This is a genomic window from Ligilactobacillus aviarius (assembly GCF_001654615.1).
In the GTDB taxonomy this organism is placed as follows: domain Bacteria; phylum Bacillota; class Bacilli; order Lactobacillales; family Lactobacillaceae; genus Ligilactobacillus; species Ligilactobacillus aviarius_B.
On sequence record NZ_LWUD01000032.1, the window covers coordinates 27,510 to 43,980 of the forward strand.

Consider the following 16,471-nt stretch of genomic DNA (forward strand, 5'->3'; position numbering starts at 1 on the left):
AGGAGTGAAAATTTTTGAAAAAAACAGCAAAGAAAATCGTCGCAGGAACGGTAGGTGCTGCTGGATTGTTCTTAGCTTCAGCTGCAACTGCTGTTAATGCTGACTCTGTTCACCACGTCGTTAAAAACGACACTGTGTGGTCTTTATCTCAAAAGTTTGGAGTTTCAATTAAATCAATTGAACAATTAAACCACATTGATCAAAACACCAATATGATTTATGTTGGCCAAGATTTACAAATTCCAAATAAGGACGCACAAGCTCCAAAGAACAACACACATACATATACTGTTCAATCTGGAGATTCTCTTTGGGCAATTGCTCAAAAATTTAATACAAGTGTTGACCACTTAAAACAATTAAATGGTTTAACATCAAACTTGATCTATGTTGGTCAAACATTAAAAATTGACGGTCAAGCTGCTGCTCAACCAGCTAAGGCTGCAACGCCTGCTCCGGCTAAGACAGTTACGCAACCAGTTCAACAACAAGTACCAGTTGCTAAGGCTTCAGTTGCTTCAACAACTCAAAAAGCAGCTCCAGTTCAACAAGCTCAACAACCAAGTGTTCAATCAACTGTTAAAAGCACACCAGCTGTTCAAAGCACTGTAAAGCAAGCACCAGTTGCTTCATCAGTTAGCTCTGCAGCTCCAGCTTCATCTGCAACCCAAGCACAACCTGCAACAAGTTCAGTTGCAACTTCAAAGGTTGCTCCTGCAGTTTCAAGTTCATCAGCAACAACTGTTTCAAGCTCACAAGCTCCAGTTTCAAGTTCTGCTTCTTCAGCTTCAGTAAGTTCAAGCAGTGCTTCACAACAAACAGTTGCAAGCAGTTCAAGTTCACAAACTTCAGTTGCTTCATCTGTAAGCTCTGCAGCTCCAGCTTCATCAGTTAGCTCACAAAGCAGTTCAAAGCAAGCCGTAATCGCTGCTAACCACACAACTGCGACAGTTAAGTCAGGTGATTCACTTTACGCAATCGCCCAAGAATACGGGGTATCAGTTGCTTCATTACGTGAAGCCAACCCGAACTTAGGAAATTCATTAACAGTTGGTCAAAGCTTGATTGTTAATAATCCAACTAAGAACCCTGCAGCTGCTTCATCTTCATTACAACAAGCTCAAGCAAGCTCTGCAAGTTCACAACAACAAGCACCTCAAGTACGTGAAGCCGCTGCTCCACAAGCACGAACAGCTAACAACAACCAACAAGCTGCTCAAAACAACAATCAACAACAAAACAACAATAATAACCAAGCTGCTCAAGCAAACTCAAAAGCTCAACAAAGCTCAACAACGCGGACGGGCAGCGGAAACAATGTTGTTTCATATGCTGAATCATTCATTGGAGTTCCATATGTATACGGCGGAACAACTCCAAGCGGTTTCGACTGCTCAGGTTTCGTTCAATATGTATACAACCACTTTGGCGTAAGCTTACCACGGACAACAACGCAACAAGAAAATTACGGTACTCAAATCCCTGTAAGCCAAGCTCAACCAGGCGACTTATACTTCTGGGGTAACAAGGGTTCTGCATACCACGTTGCCATCTGTGTTGGTAATGGTAAATACATTGCCGCTCCAGAACCAGGCCAAAGCGTTTCGATTGGAAGCACTCAATACTTCCAACCATCATTCGCTGTTCGGTTGTAAGATTAAAAAAATAACTATTAAAATAGGCTGTGACTTTCGTCGCAGCCTATTTTTTTGATTTAAATTTTCAAGTTGGATATGTTTTCTCAATCCCATTACTTCTTACAAAAAAACGCCCGCTAGGTTGTCTAGGCCTACCGGACTTCGCTGTATTCGCTAAACGGATAGCAACTCGTTATCGCTTATTAATCCACTTAGTAAACAACGCCACCAAGCACCCCAAACAAGCAATGGTACTACGATATTTTGTAAGATAAATTGCATCATATGACCCCACACCCCTCTCAGAGGCAGTTGCCAATGTTATTGCATTATATCTTCTATATGATAAACTGAGCATGTAAGATAAATTGTATTGAAAATCGTATGACTTCCAACCTAACTGCGCCTGTCTAACCAGTTAGGTTTTTTAATAGATAAAAACGAGGTTGTGACACAAGTCGCAACCTCGTTGCTATATCCGCATAATCGGGTTCCAAAACAAACGAGCTGTGTGGTGACGCGAAGCTAATTCGAAAATCTCCGAATCTTTGCTGCGCGATTCGGTCGTTTTTCTGCTTCCACCACGCTCGTTTTTAACGTTTTGTCACACCTTCAAACGTTATCAATCGAATTTAAACTTTCAAAATCACAAATCCATTTTGAGCAATTTTATTTTCATCTTCCATTAAGTTCTGGCTCAAAACAACTTCGGAATTTTGCGGAATAACGACCTTCACGCTTCCATATCCAAAATTAAACAAACAGAATAATTTTTGACCGTCATATTCACGGGTCAGCGTAAAGTACCGGTATTTATTACTTAACTGGCCCCATTCAAGGGTGCCATCATTTAATAGATCAGCATATTCCCGCCGCATCGCGATCGCATTTTTCATAAATTGCAGCATTGACGAGGATTGCTCTTCATCCTTCCACTTCATCGGTGCAAGGTTCGTTGGAACGTCCTCACCAGTTACTCCAACTTCAGTGCCATACATGAACGACGGAATTCCGATTTGCATAAAAGTAAATGCGATGATTGCCCGTGCCAGATCTTCTTCGCCGTTACACTCACTGATCAACCGCGGAGTTACAAAACTTTCGACCTCGTTGATCAGCGTTTGGTTCGTATAAACGGTATTCTTCATTAACGCATCGTTAATTCGCGAAATCATCTCCGTAACGTTTAACTGATGGGTAACGAAGAAATCGTGCATGATCGTATAAAAGTCGACGTTATTCGCACTATCAATGTAGTCCTTGGCTAAATCACCGTTTGGTAAATATTGATATTGGCCCATCACAACAAAATCAGCCTTGATACTGTGCATTTGCTGGGTCATTAAATTCAAAAATGTTTGGTCGATCTCGTCAGCATTCAAAATTTCCCAGCCGTCAATATCAAACGTCTCGATCCAATACCGGGCAGTCTCCAGCAAATACTGCTGAACCGTCGGGCTTTGCAAGTTTAATTTCGGCATATGGATATTGCCGTCAATCGTTAAGTAATACTTATCCGGATCTTCATTTTCACTTGGAATCTGGACCGGGAATTGTCGCACCTTAAACCAGCTTGCAAACCGTGATTGTGCTCCGAGCCGTTGAACGTCTTGCCACTGAAGCGACATGTCACTCATCCGGTCAAGCGGCAACTGTACCATTACGCGCATTCCATGCTGATGAGCCTTTTGGACAAACTCGCGGAAAAGTTCCTTTGAACCAAACATGTAGCTCAAATCATAAAAATCGACCGGGTCGTTTTTCTGATTCGAATATGATGCAAAGATCGGTGAAAGCTTAATGCCGTTGATCCCGAGTTCATCAAGGTAATCAAGATGATCAATCACCCCTTGCAAATCACCGCCATAAAAGTTTGTCGCCGTTGATTTATCAAGATCCCACCGGGCTTTTTCAAGCGGTTCATTGTTTTCGTCGCCGTCAGCAAACCGATCAAGCATAATTTGATACCATACCGTATGCTTCGTCCATTCAGGATTTGAATGCATTAAAAACATATTTTGATAATATGGGGTGTTAAACGGGGTTGCCTTTTCCAAAAAATCAGCCATGTAAAGACGGACGTTAACCGCATCATAAAGCAGTTCACCATCATGATCGCCAATCAAATGGAAAAGATATTGGGTCCGTTCCCGAACCTTAACCGGAATCGTGATCTCCCAGTAATCATACAAATCCGTCTTTAAGGTACATTGCATTGCTTCCACGTTCGGCCGGATGATTTCCATATCTTCACTGTCAGCTGCCAGTTTTTGCTGTTTAATGCGATCCAGTCTTCCGTAAATGATTTCGACCTGATGCACATCGGCATGTTTCGTTCGAAGCCGAATCCGAAACTGGTTTTTGCCCGCCAAGTAAGCCATTTCGCTTTCCGGGCGGTGATAAATTGCCGCCTTTTCCATAAACTAATTCCTCGCTTTTATTTCATAATAATTTTTAAGTTTGTTGGTTGAACTGCCTTGATTTCAGGATGTTTTTGCAAGTATGCGATGATCATCCGCGGCATTTCGTTTTCAACCTGTTTGACCATTTTATCCATACTATACATTGGATAATCACCGCCACCAACAGCCCGGTACTGGTTGATCGCAACGTTTAATTCATCGGTATCTTGGACATCTTTGTCGTGATACTTCAATTCAGTTACCCGATGGCCTTGCGGTTGCCGTAAATCAAAGGTGTAATCAATTCCTGAATAGTAGTCGTAGTTATATAACTGCATCTTCGGATATGAAAAGTCCTTTGAAACGCTAAGCTTGCCATCCTCACCAACTTCAAAGAATGATGCACAGCGTTCCAACGCCGCCTTAAGATCCTTTCCAGTGATCTTTTCAACAACTAAAGTATTCGGGTAAACATAACTGTTCATGACATTTCGAATCGTAACTTCATGGCCTAATCCGGTAACTTCATCGTTAAACAAAGCCGTCCCGGCAATGTCAGCGCCCGTGGCATCCATTTCAACTTTATTGACCAGGTCAAGGTAAGTGTGACCGTGTAACCGGGCTTGCATCGGATCATGGATCTCCATATCCCCGTCGATCGTCGTCAATGTTTGATCAAGCCAATCTTCGACATCGTTACGCCAATCAGCCGTTAAGGCATTCATCCACATTTCTTCATCCGCATCGGCCGTATCGATCAATTCGGCCTTGGAACCGATGACCTGCTTTTGATCATTCAATTCAAGCGTAATGCAGCCAACCTTTTCGCCGCGGAATCCTGGTTGAGTCGTTGGGATTCCATTAACGACTTCCGCAATTTGGCGGTGTTGGTGTCCGGTAACTAACGCATCGATTCCTGGAACTTCTGTCAATAATTGATAACCTTCATTTTCGCCGGTCAAACTTTCAGTTGGTTCGCCAGTTGCTAAGTCACGTTCAAATCCGCCATGATATGCAACGACAACGATGTCAGCCTTTTTCCGCAGTTCAGGAACGTATTTTTGCGCAGCCTTTAATGCCGGTTCAAATTTCCAGCCTTTAATATGATCGGGTTGTTCCCAATGCGGAATGTATTGCGTTGTTAGTCCTAAAATCCCAATCTTAACCCCGTTCTTTTCAATGATTTTATAAGGAGCATCGATAATATGGTAATCTGGCCCTTCTTGCATGTTGGCATTTAAAATTGGATAATTCCGGTCTGCAAGCGTTGGGTTCAAATAATCCGGGCCATAATTAAACTCATGGTTGCCTAAAATTCCAACGTCTGCTTGAAGGTGATTGACCATTTTAACCAAGTCAAGGTTATAGTGCTTTTCATCGCAAGTTTGATATGCATAATCCGTCATCGGCGAGCCCTCAACAAAGTCCCCGTCTTCAACGTATAATACGATATCACCGTCTTGTTCTGCTTGGCGCCGAATCTTTTCGATAACTGCACCTGCCTTTAAGTAACCTAATCCATGATAGTCATTCCGACTTGTAAAATTCGTGGGATAAATATATCCGTGAACATCACTTGTTGATACGATCTTAATTTTCATGACGACACTCCTTCTCAAATTTTACTTATAATCTAATTTTACCCTTTTCGATCATTAAAAATAAAGTAAAGACATTAAAAAAATGAAGGTGTGACAAAACGTTCAAAACGAGCGTGGTGGAAGTAGAAAAACGAACGAATCGCACAGCATGGATTCGGAGGTTTGCGTCCTTCCACGTAGCTCGTTTGTTTTGGAACCCGATTATGCAGATATAACAAAAAGGTTGCGCCTAACATCGCAACCTTCCATTTTTAACCCAGTTTTCTTCTCAAAGTTCCTGAGATCCAATCGATCACCGTAACCGTCACAACGATTCCTAAAAGGATGATGCCGACCCGGCTCCATGTCCGGGTTTGAATTGCGAACAACAATGGCGTCCCAATTCCGCCAGCGCCAACCATCCCTAAGATTGAGGCTGACCGAACCGCAATTTCAAACCGGTACAAAGTATATGACAAGAATTGCGGCATAATATCCGGCAACGTTGCTAAGAAAAGCGCATCACTTTTCGTTCCGCCAACGGATAAAATTGCTTCTTCAGCCCCGTGATCCATGTTTTCCAACGATTCACTAAAGAGCTTTCCCAGCATCCCGATCGAGTGGATTGAAACGGCTAAAACGCCGGCAAAAGCCCCTGGGCCAACCGCCTTAATGAACATGATCGCAAGCACGATTTCAGGAAAAGTTCGGATAAATACCAGAATAAACTTTCCGATTTTTGACCACACTTGAAGATGCTTTGATGACCGAGCAGCTAAGAAGGCGAACGGTACACTCAAGAACGCTGAAACAAACGTCCCCAGAAAGGCAATTGCCAACGTTTGAATGATCAGCGATACCAAGTCTTCACCGCTGCCATTATAAACATAATGCCAATCTGGATGGCAAATTCCATTAAAAATTGATTTTGTAACTTCAACTGCTGATGATTGGATTCCGGACAAATTCATTCCAAGAATGGCCCACACATATACCGCAATGATTAAAATCACCCAGAATATCCAACCATATTTTCTATTTTTCGATGCTTTAACCATTTAATCCAATTTCTCCCGTAAATAATTACTTAATCCATCAATTACCAGAACAACAATTAACGTTGCCAGGATAATGACCGCCGTTTGACTGTAATCAAAGGAATCCAGTGACTGCTGCAACAGCATTCCGATTCCGCCGGCGCCCAAATATCCTAAAACCGTTGATGCCCGCACGTTGATTTCAAACGTATAAAGAAAATAACTGATAAAGTTTTCAATTACCTGGGGCAAAACGGCAAACACGATAATCTGGAAATAATTGGCTCCGGCTGCCCGTAAGGCTTCGAGCTGGCCATTGTCAATCGTTTCAATCGATTCATAAAATAGTTTGGAAATCATCCCGAATGAGAAGATCGCCAATGTCCAAACCCCTGCGCTTGGTCCGATTCCAACGATTGCAACCATGATGGCTGCCAATAACAAATCCGGCAACGTCCGAACAAGGTTCAAGATAAAGCGAATTATTCCGCGGATCACTGGATTTTTAACCAGGTTACGCGCTGCAACGACTGAAAACGGCACTGCAACCAACGTCCCAATCGTTGTCCCGACGATCGCCATCTGCAACGTTTGGATTACGGGTTGAATCACGATTTGAACATATTTCCAATCCGGGTGCGCCATCTTCCCGATCAAACTGAAGAATTGACCAATATTACTGAAAAATTCTCCCCAATTAACTCCCGTTAACGCCGCTGAACCGCAAAGCAGGACGATAAACAAGACTGACCATGCAACGAACTTAAGATGGAACCGCTGCGCAAACGTTCTTTTCGGTACTTCATTCATTTTGCTTTGCCGCTCCTTCATAAATTGAATCAAAGTCTGCTTCTTGAACTTCTTCAATTGGTTTATCGTAAACTAACTGTCCTGCCCGCAAACCGACAATTCGATCAGCATATTGCATTGCCAGCGGAACCGAGTGTAAGTTAACAATTACCGTAATTCCAAGTTTCCGGTTAAGTTCCTTTAACTCATCCATTACCGCCTTCGTTGTTAAGGGATCAAGCGAAGCAATCGGTTCGTCGGCCAACATGATTTTCGGATCCTGCATCAATGCCCGTGCAATAGCGACCCGTTGTTGCTGACCGCCAGAAAGTTCATCCGCGCGGGAGTAGATCTTATCAGCCATTTTGACCTGTTTCAAAGCATCGACAGCCTTTTGCTTGTCTTCCTTTGAAAACAGCCCCAGAACGGACTTCAACGTTGAGTAGTAACCAACTCTTCCGGACAAAACGTTGCGTTGAACGGATGACCGTTTTACCAAATTAAAGTTTTGGAAGATCATCCCGATTTTCCGCCGTAATTTCCGAAGTTCCTTGCCCTTATAGTGAATGATCGACTTCCCCTCGATCAAAATATCGCCGTCCGTAACGTCGTGCATCCGGTTGATCGTCCGCAACAACGTACTCTTGCCGGCCCCTGATAACCCAACAACGACCACAAATTCACCTTTTTTAATTGTTAAATTAATGTTTTTCAGGCCAACAGTTCCACTGTCATATACCTTGCTGACATTTCGAATATCAATTAACGGTTCTTCCATAAAAAATGTTCAACCTTTCCCAATTACTGATTGATCTTTTGAACGATCTTGTCGTACTTCCGAACAGTATTAAAGTCGCTGTCCTTTGCTGGAACATATCCTTCGTGTTGGTAAACACTTGAAATGATTGCGTGTCCCTTCTTTGACTTCGCAATGTTTTGGAAGGCCTTGATCAATTTCTTTTGGAATGCCGGGCTCATGTCGCCACGAACTGAAATTGTATCGTTTGGAATCTTTGGGGTCGTGTAAATCGGAACAACCTTTTGCATAACGTCTGGAGCGTCCTTCTTTACAAGGTTCCGTGCGCCTTGGAAAATGAAGGCGGCATCGGTGTTGCCGTTATAAACCGACATTACGGCTTGGTCGTAACCTTTAACTTGGACCGTTTGGATGTGGTCCTTGTTAATGTTGATTCCGTGTTCTTCCATGCAGGCAACCGGGAATACCCATCCTGAACTTGAAGTTGTATCTTGAACCGCGATCTTCTTACCCTTCAAATCCTTAAGGTTCTTGATTCCGCTGCCTTTCCGAACAACGATTTGACCACGATAGTAATTTACAAGTTGATTCGTTTGTTGATCATCCGGTTCCTTGTAACCAAACCGTTCAGCTTGTAAAAGAACCTTCACGCCATATTGTTTGTGGGCTTGAACGTAAGCATCAGGCGGTAAGAAACCAACATCAACCTTCTTCGAACCCATGGCTTCAACGATCGTATTGTAGTTTGTTGACACGGTAACCGTTACTGGAATGTGTAATTGTTGTTCCAATAACTTAGCGAGCGGTTTGACCCGCGCCGACATCTTTTGGGCATTTGATGACGGAACGAATTCCACCGTTAAATGCTTCGGAGTATAGTCACCGTCAGCGTGAACGCTTGAAGCGGCGGTCATCGTTATTAATCCTAAAATTGCAAGAAGTGAAAGCAAAACTTTCTTGATCTTCTTCATTAAAATCCCTCTTTTCTCAATTTCGTCAGTTTTATTATATTAAAACACAAATTATAAAAGCAATAGTATTTTGCATAGTTCGTTTTTAGCTGATAAAATTCTTCAAAATCGAGAATTTTTCTTTTACATTTTTTAGGAAATCCCTGATTAATCGTTGCCAAAATATTAATTTTTTATAAAATTACGGATAATTATTGCGGCTTTTATGAGAAAAAGACGAGGTTGCGTCTTCAATCACAACCTCGTCTTTAAATTTTCGATCTCTAAACTATTTATTTTCCCAGCGTTTCTTTAAATCATATACGATTTGTTTTGGCTGGCGGTCACGGGTAAAGACCCCCTTCTTGTTTCCATCGACCCGAATCAATCCGGCCGGAGTCGCAAAGTCTGCAAAATTCCATAACAACTCGCCGCAAACAAAATCGCATTGATCAAAAACATCAAAGTTCATCTGATAATAATCATGCTGGTATTCTTCCGAATACGGCTCCCGGTTAATTGAATGCATTCCGCTTAACGTATCAGCCCCAAATTCTGTAAAGAGGATCGGTTTATTCGGAAACTTTTGGTGCCATTTTTGAAGTTCAGTCATCAAGTCTGATTTTGCTTGGGCTAAATCATTAAAATCAACATACCAGCCGTAGTACCGGTTCAATGCGATCACATCGAACAGATTGCCTGTCAAATCAACATCGACCGTTGCGGACATAATTTTAGGTGCCACCAATGGAAGATGCTGCCAATCTAATTGCCGAGTGTAGTCCGTTATTTCCTTAAAGTATTCGTGAGCGCCCTCTTGCTGGCTTGCCGGTTCATTGGCAACCGACCACATAATGACTGATGGGTGGTTCTGATCACGCGTGATCGTTTCCTGGATAACCTGCTTATGGGCATCCATTGTTTGCATTGTTTTCCAGGTATTGGCTGCTTTCTGCCCCATCATTGAAACTGAGAAACCAGCATACAATCCAACCGCCGGGACTTCATCGATCACTAAGAAGCCGTCGCGATCTGCGAGCTGCATTTCCTCTTCAGAGTATGGGTAATGCGATGTCCGGAAAGCATTCGCATGCATCCATTTCATTGTTTGATGGTCATGGTTGATCACCGCCCGGTTCATTCCTTTACCAATGATTGGAAAGTCTTCATGCCGTCCAAATCCCTTAAGGTAAACTGGTTGATCGTTAATGTATACACCCGCATCTTTGACTTCAACTTTTCGAACCCCAAATTCTTGGGTATACGTATCGATCACTTCGTCTTCAACCAATAAGCTGATTTTTAGACGGTACAAGTAAGCATTCATCGGTTGCCACAAATGCGTATCGCTGATCACCATTTTTTGAATTTCGTTCAATGAGTTCCCCTGGACCCGTTCAATTCGGTTTCCATCTTCATCCAAAATTTCGGCAACCACCTGATCAAAATCCCCGGTAATCTTCACTTCCGGGTTAACCGTTGTCTGCTTTAAATCCGTATCATACTTAACAACAAGCTCGTCAATGTGGGCCGTCCGCGATGTCGTATAAAGTTTAACAGGACGGTGGATTCCGGCATAATTAAAGAAATCAAAGTTCGGGTCCACATGGTAATTCCCATTTTCTTCTGTAAGCTTTCCAACCGGGATCGTCTTATTGCTTAATAGGTTCGAAACCCGGACTTTAAGATCGTTTTCGCCAAGATGAATATGCCCATCAAGCTCAATTTCAAATGGCGTAAACCCGCCTTGATGATAACCAACCTGCTTGCCATTCACATACACCGTTGCTTCGTGAGTAACCGAGCCAAACCGCAAGACATTGCGTTGTGCCAGTTGCATTTTTGAAACATTAAACGTTGTTTGATACCAAAAATAGCCATCATGATTGCGAATTTGCTGATCAATTACCTGATCATTAAACGATGCCGGCACAGCCATCGCAAACGGGTTCGGCAACGGTTGTGCAGGATCAATTTGCTGATCTTCAACCTTAAAATTCCAAAAGCCATCAAGACTGGTTACCATCCGACATTCATTTGATTCTGGATAAAGCATTCAAAAACCTTCTTTATTAATAAGATACTTTTATTGTAAAATAAAACGATTTCAAAGTTAATTTTTTAAATGCAAAATTCTTTTTAATATAATAAGAAGAAACTGTGAAACACCTTGAATTTCAGTCTTCGGATTTTGTATCATACAGTGGACAAAGGGGTTATACGGAGTAACTAACTATTTGATAAAGGATGATTTACGTGAAAAACGGGCCAATTGATCTTGTCATCCCTTGGGTTAACGGAGAGGATCCCCAATGGCAGCAAAAAGCAGCCCCTTATCTTTCAGTTAAGGATTTTAACGGCGAACGCTTCCGTGATTGGGGAATTTTAAAATATTTGTTTCGCAGTATTGACCGGTATCTTCCATGGGTCAATCAAATTTATCTTGTTACTGATAATCAAATTCCTAACTGGCTGAATTTAAATAATTCACACGTTCAAGTGATTGATCACCATGAAATAATTGATGATCAATTCTTGCCGACATTTAATTCAAATGCCATCTTGATGAATGCTTATAAGATTCCCAATCTTAGCGAACATTTTATGATTATTGAGGATGATATGTTGTTTACCCGGCCTGCAAAGCCGGAAGACTTTTTTGTTAACGGACGGCCGCGGGATTTTCTGATTGAATCGCCAATCTCCCCCAACGAGGATTTTGCGTATATTTTGATGAACACAATGATGCTTATTAACCGGCAATTCGACAAACGCAAGGTGCTTAAGCAATTGCGAAACAAATACCTTAATCTTCATTATGGAATTGAAATCGTTCGTTCATTGGGAAGCTGCTTTTATCGGCACTTCACTGGCTTTTACAACCGGCACTGTGTCCAACCATATTTGAAATCTGAGTTTAAAAACGTTGTTGAAAATGTCTTTCCAACTGAATGCCACGAAACGATCACGCACCGCGTTCGGGGAAATCACGATATTTCTGAATGGATCGTCCGGTACTATAACTTGGTAACGGGAAATTTCATTCCATCCTCACCGCACCGCTACCGGTACTTCGAAATCGGGCAGTTTGAAGATATTCGCAAAGCAGTGAATGATGAGAAATACTTTTCCATTTGCATGAACGACCGTGACATTCACCATTTCAATCAGAATATTCACCAGTTACGATCGATCCTGAATGAAAAGTTTGATCAAAAATCTTCATTTGAAAAATAAAACCATTTTTAAGTACTGATAAGAATTAATTTTCTATCAGTACTTTTATTTACATTCAAGAATACTTTTAGCGTTAAACACCCGCAATTCAATTTTAAGTAAAAAAAAATAAATGTTTCCCCCGACTATCGGATAACATTTAAAACCGACATAGTGCCATAATAAAAACGTAATATAATTAAATATATTAGTCGAGTCGAATTTATTATGATAACACACAATAGACACTCTAGTTGCCTATAAAGAGTCTTAACTCTTCACCTAGATACTATCATGTTGGATTTTTTTAGTAAAGCAGAAAATGACAGCTTTTACGTTACTATTTCATTATCTGCCTCCAAATAATAATTTGATTTCTATAAATAAAAACGCTGTGATTCAAATCACAGCGTTTCTTTTATTTCTTCTTTTCATACCGCCAGCACAACACTAAAATTGCCCAGGTAATCAAAGTTACAATGATTCCAAGGGTTAATAGTGGTGGCCAGAACGATAAGGTTACATGGTGCCGTCCCGGAGTCATTGGAATTGCTAAGAACGTTCCAAAGGCTTCCCGCGGTTTAACCTTTTGCCCATCAACCTTGGCGCTCCATCCTTTGTTAAATGGAATCGTCGTCATCATGACATCTTTACTATGTGGAATATCAATGTCGCCTCGTAATTGCAACCGGCCATTATGGGTTAGTTTCCATTGATTGTTCATCACAGAATAAATTGTCTTTTCAAATGCTGAAAGGTTAAATTTGTAAACCTCAAGATCGTTTAAATCGATCGTCTTACCGTTATTGGGGTTAATATCGATCGTAATGTCTTGTCCAGGGGTGTTGGCTGAAACGTTAAACAACGTTGGTTGCGAGCCGTTTCCCATTCCTGGCATGTTATTTCCATTGATTGTGATCGACGAGTTCCAAACAATTCCAGTTGTTAACTGAATGTAGTATGGTTCAGCTCCGACATTTTTCAGCTGAATTTCATAGGTTGATGGTTGGTTTGGATCAGTAGTGATCAAATTACCATTAGCCCCACCATCTAATGTACAGTTAGTCATCTTAGTATGATAGCCAACCTTATCGAAGTACTGCCGATGAGTTCCCGCAATTGTGTTCAACAAATAGCTCTGGTTATCCGCCGTAAAATCACTCGATGGGAAGTTATTCTTCGATGACAAAACATCCTTTGTTGCTGCAAATCCAACCGATAATGCTAACGGGTTCTGATAAATCGTTACCCCATTGATTCGTTTGACCGGACCATAGAACGAAATATCCGGCCGGTATGAAGTTGCCGGTGTAACCCAGTTGTTATTTTTAACTAAGTTATCAAACTGATCAGTTGGTGCAAGGAAGTACTTAGCCCCCATGATCGAGTCGGTCAGCAACGTTCCTTCCGTGTAGTTTTCCTTTCCAAGGTAGTTCGGCTGTCCCATTGAATTCATGAAACTTGTAACTGCCGCATTTTGCGTTGAAGTAAATCCTGAGAGTCCACGATACCCAGCATTCAACGAATCATTTTCACTGCGTTGGAAAGTCTTGCCGATTCGGTAGAACGTATGTCCATTATCTTGATTATTGATCCACGCAATATCACGGTCGAGGTTGGCTACAAAGTCCGTGTAGCTAACTTCGCTAGCGCCCGGAATATTCTTGATCGTTTGATACCCGTTCATCCCGCATTCAGCCGCAATTAGAACAAGCATTAAGCCTGAAGCCAACATCTGCAAGTTAAACTTCTTGATTTGCTTGTTCCAGCCCATTAACATCCAGGTCATAATTCCAAAAATTACGATCCAGAAAATCAAGGTGGCGATCGCATTCGGGACCGTTAAGAAGTTGAACTTCTTCCGATTAATAAAGATAATGATCCAGCAAATTACCGGAATGATAAACGTAATTGCTAGTTGATAAATTTTCGGTTTCCCGATCTTCGCAAATCCCCGCAAAGCAAGCAGGATCATCCACGTACTTACTAAGTAACTAAAACGGTATGGATAATATACCGGATATTGGAAAGCATGCCAAACGAGATCAAGCGGTTGCCAACACATCGCAAAGAACATAAAGACGCAGACTAACCCGGCCGTGATCTTTTCTCTCCACGGAATCTTCTTTGCTAAGAAGTATAAAATAAAACCACCGATAATCAAGGCACCAACAAACAGATTTGGAAAACCGTTTTGAATTTGGTTATCATTGATCGTCCCAATCATGAATTTACTGAGCATTTTCCATGGTTGGTATTCAATCACTGATTGAATCGTTTGTTGGGTATAGACCCCTTTACTCTTCGTAATATCAAAATACGTTGGTAAAAGCAGAAAGGCAACCGCCCCGGCTGCTAAAAGCGAACTGATACTGAACCGGGCTGCTTTCTTCCCGAACGTTTTCCAGTTTTGCCACTTACGAACAGCTGTCCAAATGAAATACAAAACTACAAAAATGCAGACCATGTATCCCATATAGAAGTTAATAAATAGCGTTAATGCTAGGAAAATCGTATAGTAAAATGACCGATCTTCATCAAAAATCTTTTCAATTCCGTATAAGATAAACGGCAAAAGAACTAAGACATCAAGCCACATGATGTTAAATTCATTGGCAAGGATCCAGCCCATCAAAGCATAGCAAACCGTTGCGGCCGGAATCCATTTTTGCTCGGTCCAATGCATCTTTTCTAAGCAATACCCAAGCGCTAAGCCGGCACAACCATACTTAATCAGCGTCATTATCATTATTCCAACCGGCAGCATACTCTTCGGGAAGAATAACAGAATCAAGTTAAATGGACTTAATAAGTAATAGGCCCACAATCCTAATGTTTCGCCACCGATTCCATTTGTAAATGAATACAATAACTGGCTTGGATGATGCAACAATGTATCCTTGTAAAACGCAAAGAAGTCAACGTATTGTTCCCCCATGTCATACGTTAACAACGAAAGCTTTCCAAAAGGATACACATGCAATATTGCATAAATAATCGCCATAATGATCAAAGGTAATCCGAAGTACAAAGCCCGGCGAATAATCATTTCGCACTTTTCTTTACTTATTTTCTTCATCGAAATACCTCTTTTCTACTAATTTCATTCTGATCCTTACTCCTTACCTAATTTACATAACGTTTTAAGTATAAAACAATCTGTTACACCTGCCAAACAGTGCAATTAATTTTAATTAACCCTTTAAATTCTTGAAAGATGATTCAATTATCAATTTATTTTGATTTCTTCACGAATTATTCACAGATTGTTCTGATATAATCGAACGTAATTATCGCCGCTTTACTTTTATTTGATTCCTAATTCGGGTCTTTCTTTAAAATAATTGCCGTAATTTCAACATTTATCACGATAAATCGGCCACAACCAAATTATTATTAAATTTTATAAAATATTTTTAAAATATGAATTATATTTTGTTAATTAATAATTTAATTCGCATAAATATGCTGATTTGTTCAATGAAAGCCGTTTCTATATTAACGAATCAAACTTGATGCGCTAAGGGTTTTCACCAACAAAAATTCAAGAACTCAATATTCGGATATAAAAAATGATCCGGCTTGAATTCCGGATCATCTACTCTTGATAAAATTGATTAATTGCCCTAAAGAGTATATCATTACAAGCATAGGGTTTGATAAATACTCTAACCTTATCCCTATAACTAACTTACTCACTGTGCTCCAAGCTTCAACTTCAACTACCAGCTTGGGGCTCTTTATTTATTCTACCAGATATCCCAAAATATCTAAATAAATTTTAACAATTCTTAAAACAATAAAAAGAGGCTGTGACATAAGTATTCAATAAACAGCTTCAGTTATAAAAATAGCGAAATGCAATTTAAAAAATTGGATTTCGCTATTTTTTTCTTTTGAATTAAATTGATATTCATAAAATTGGCCAATCTTATTGGTCAATTTTTTCATATTCCATGCCATAATAACCAATGACATTTGCCGATTTACCTTCGGCAATCCTCTTACAGTAAATCGTGTGAAACGCAAACTAGCCTTCAACGTTCCAAAGACAGGCTCAACATCAAATTTTCTTTGATAATAAAGAGCCTTTCCTTCAGAAA

General features: G+C 40.8%; 11 protein-coding genes. 2 read left to right on the top strand and 9 right to left on the bottom strand.

Annotated features, from left to right (window positions below; translation table 11 throughout):
* Positions 1 to 14: 14 nt before the first annotated feature.
* Positions 15 to 1,655: a C40 family peptidase gene (locus A3O17_RS05455; RefSeq protein ID WP_064208247.1), complete on the top strand. Its 1,641-nt coding sequence runs from the start codon at positions 15 to 17 to the stop codon at positions 1,653 to 1,655.
* A gap of 614 nt (positions 1,656 to 2,269) precedes the next feature.
* Here A3O17_RS05455 and A3O17_RS05460 read toward each other — a convergent pair.
* From A3O17_RS05460 to uidA, 7 genes are all read right to left on the bottom strand, one after another.
* Positions 2,270 to 4,057 carry an alpha amylase N-terminal ig-like domain-containing protein gene (locus A3O17_RS05460; RefSeq protein WP_064213122.1) on the bottom strand — a complete coding sequence of 596 codons (1,788 nt, stop codon included), beginning with the start codon at positions 4,055 to 4,057 and terminating at the stop codon, positions 2,270 to 2,272.
* A 17-nt stretch (positions 4,058 to 4,074) separates the two neighbouring features.
* The gene (locus A3O17_RS05465) at positions 4,075 to 5,640 is read right to left on the bottom strand and encodes a bifunctional metallophosphatase/5'-nucleotidase (RefSeq protein ID WP_064208249.1); all 1,566 of its coding nucleotides are present in this window, start codon (positions 5,638 to 5,640) and stop codon (positions 4,075 to 4,077) included.
* Positions 5,641 to 5,891: 251 nt separating this feature from the next.
* Entirely contained in the window at positions 5,892 to 6,677 is a 786-nt protein-coding gene (phnE, locus tag A3O17_RS05470) for a phosphonate ABC transporter, permease protein PhnE (RefSeq protein ID WP_064213121.1), read from the bottom strand.
* Positions 6,678 to 7,466: a phosphonate ABC transporter, permease protein PhnE gene (phnE, locus tag A3O17_RS05475; RefSeq protein WP_064213120.1), complete on the bottom strand. Its 789-nt coding sequence runs from the start codon at positions 7,464 to 7,466 to the stop codon at positions 6,678 to 6,680. It abuts the gene before it with no gap.
* Entirely contained in the window at positions 7,459 to 8,223 is a 765-nt protein-coding gene (gene phnC, locus A3O17_RS05480) for a phosphonate ABC transporter ATP-binding protein (protein ID WP_057827030.1), read from the bottom strand. Before phnC ends, phnE (A3O17_RS05475) begins: the two co-directional genes overlap by 8 nt.
* Positions 8,224 to 8,246: 23 nt before the next feature.
* The gene (locus A3O17_RS05485; RefSeq protein ID WP_064208252.1) at positions 8,247 to 9,173 is read right to left on the bottom strand and encodes a phosphate/phosphite/phosphonate ABC transporter substrate-binding protein; all 927 of its coding nucleotides are present in this window, start codon (positions 9,171 to 9,173) and stop codon (positions 8,247 to 8,249) included.
* Between the two features lie 268 nt (positions 9,174 to 9,441).
* Positions 9,442 to 11,208, bottom strand: coding sequence for a beta-glucuronidase (gene uidA / locus A3O17_RS05490; RefSeq protein WP_064213119.1), 1,767 nt, complete (start codon positions 11,206 to 11,208; stop codon positions 9,442 to 9,444).
* Between the two features lie 200 nt (positions 11,209 to 11,408).
* Here uidA and A3O17_RS05495 point away from each other — a divergent pair, with 200 nt between their 5' ends.
* Positions 11,409 to 12,389, top strand: a complete 981-nt coding sequence (locus tag A3O17_RS05495) for a stealth family protein (RefSeq protein ID WP_191979381.1) — start codon at positions 11,409 to 11,411, stop codon at positions 12,387 to 12,389.
* 397 nt (positions 12,390 to 12,786) lie between these two features.
* On the opposite strand, the gene A3O17_RS05500 is transcribed toward A3O17_RS05495, so the two are convergent.
* Positions 12,787 to 15,447, bottom strand: coding sequence for a YfhO family protein (locus tag A3O17_RS05500; protein WP_064213117.1), 2,661 nt, complete (start codon positions 15,445 to 15,447; stop codon positions 12,787 to 12,789).
* Between the two features lie 746 nt (positions 15,448 to 16,193).
* Positions 16,194 to 16,471 (bottom strand): transposase (locus A3O17_RS07800; protein ID WP_155729653.1); only part of this gene is annotated, 278 nt, incomplete at its 5' end.

Bases quoted from the DNA above. Each gene is read 5' to 3' on its own strand.
- A3O17_RS05460 (WP_064213122.1), bottom strand. From the start codon at position 4,057: ATGGAAAAGGCGGCAATTTATCACCGCCCGGAAAGCGAAATGGCTTAC.
- A3O17_RS05465 (WP_064208249.1), bottom strand. From the start codon at position 5,640: ATGAAAATTAAGATCGTATCAACAAGTGATGTTCACGGATATATTTAT.
- phnE (WP_064213121.1), bottom strand. From the start codon at position 6,677: ATGGTTAAAGCATCGAAAAATAGAAAATATGGTTGGATATTCTGGGTG.
- phnE (WP_064213120.1), bottom strand. From the start codon at position 7,466: ATGAATGAAGTACCGAAAAGAACGTTTGCGCAGCGGTTCCATCTTAAG.
- phnC (WP_057827030.1), bottom strand. From the start codon at position 8,223: ATGGAAGAACCGTTAATTGATATTCGAAATGTCAGCAAGGTATATGAC.
- A3O17_RS05485 (WP_064208252.1), bottom strand. From the start codon at position 9,173: ATGAAGAAGATCAAGAAAGTTTTGCTTTCACTTCTTGCAATTTTAGGA.
- uidA (WP_064213119.1), bottom strand. From the start codon at position 11,208: ATGCTTTATCCAGAATCAAATGAATGTCGGATGGTAACCAGTCTTGAT.
- A3O17_RS05500 (WP_064213117.1), bottom strand. From the start codon at position 15,447: ATGAAGAAAATAAGTAAAGAAAAGTGCGAAATGATTATTCGCCGGGCT.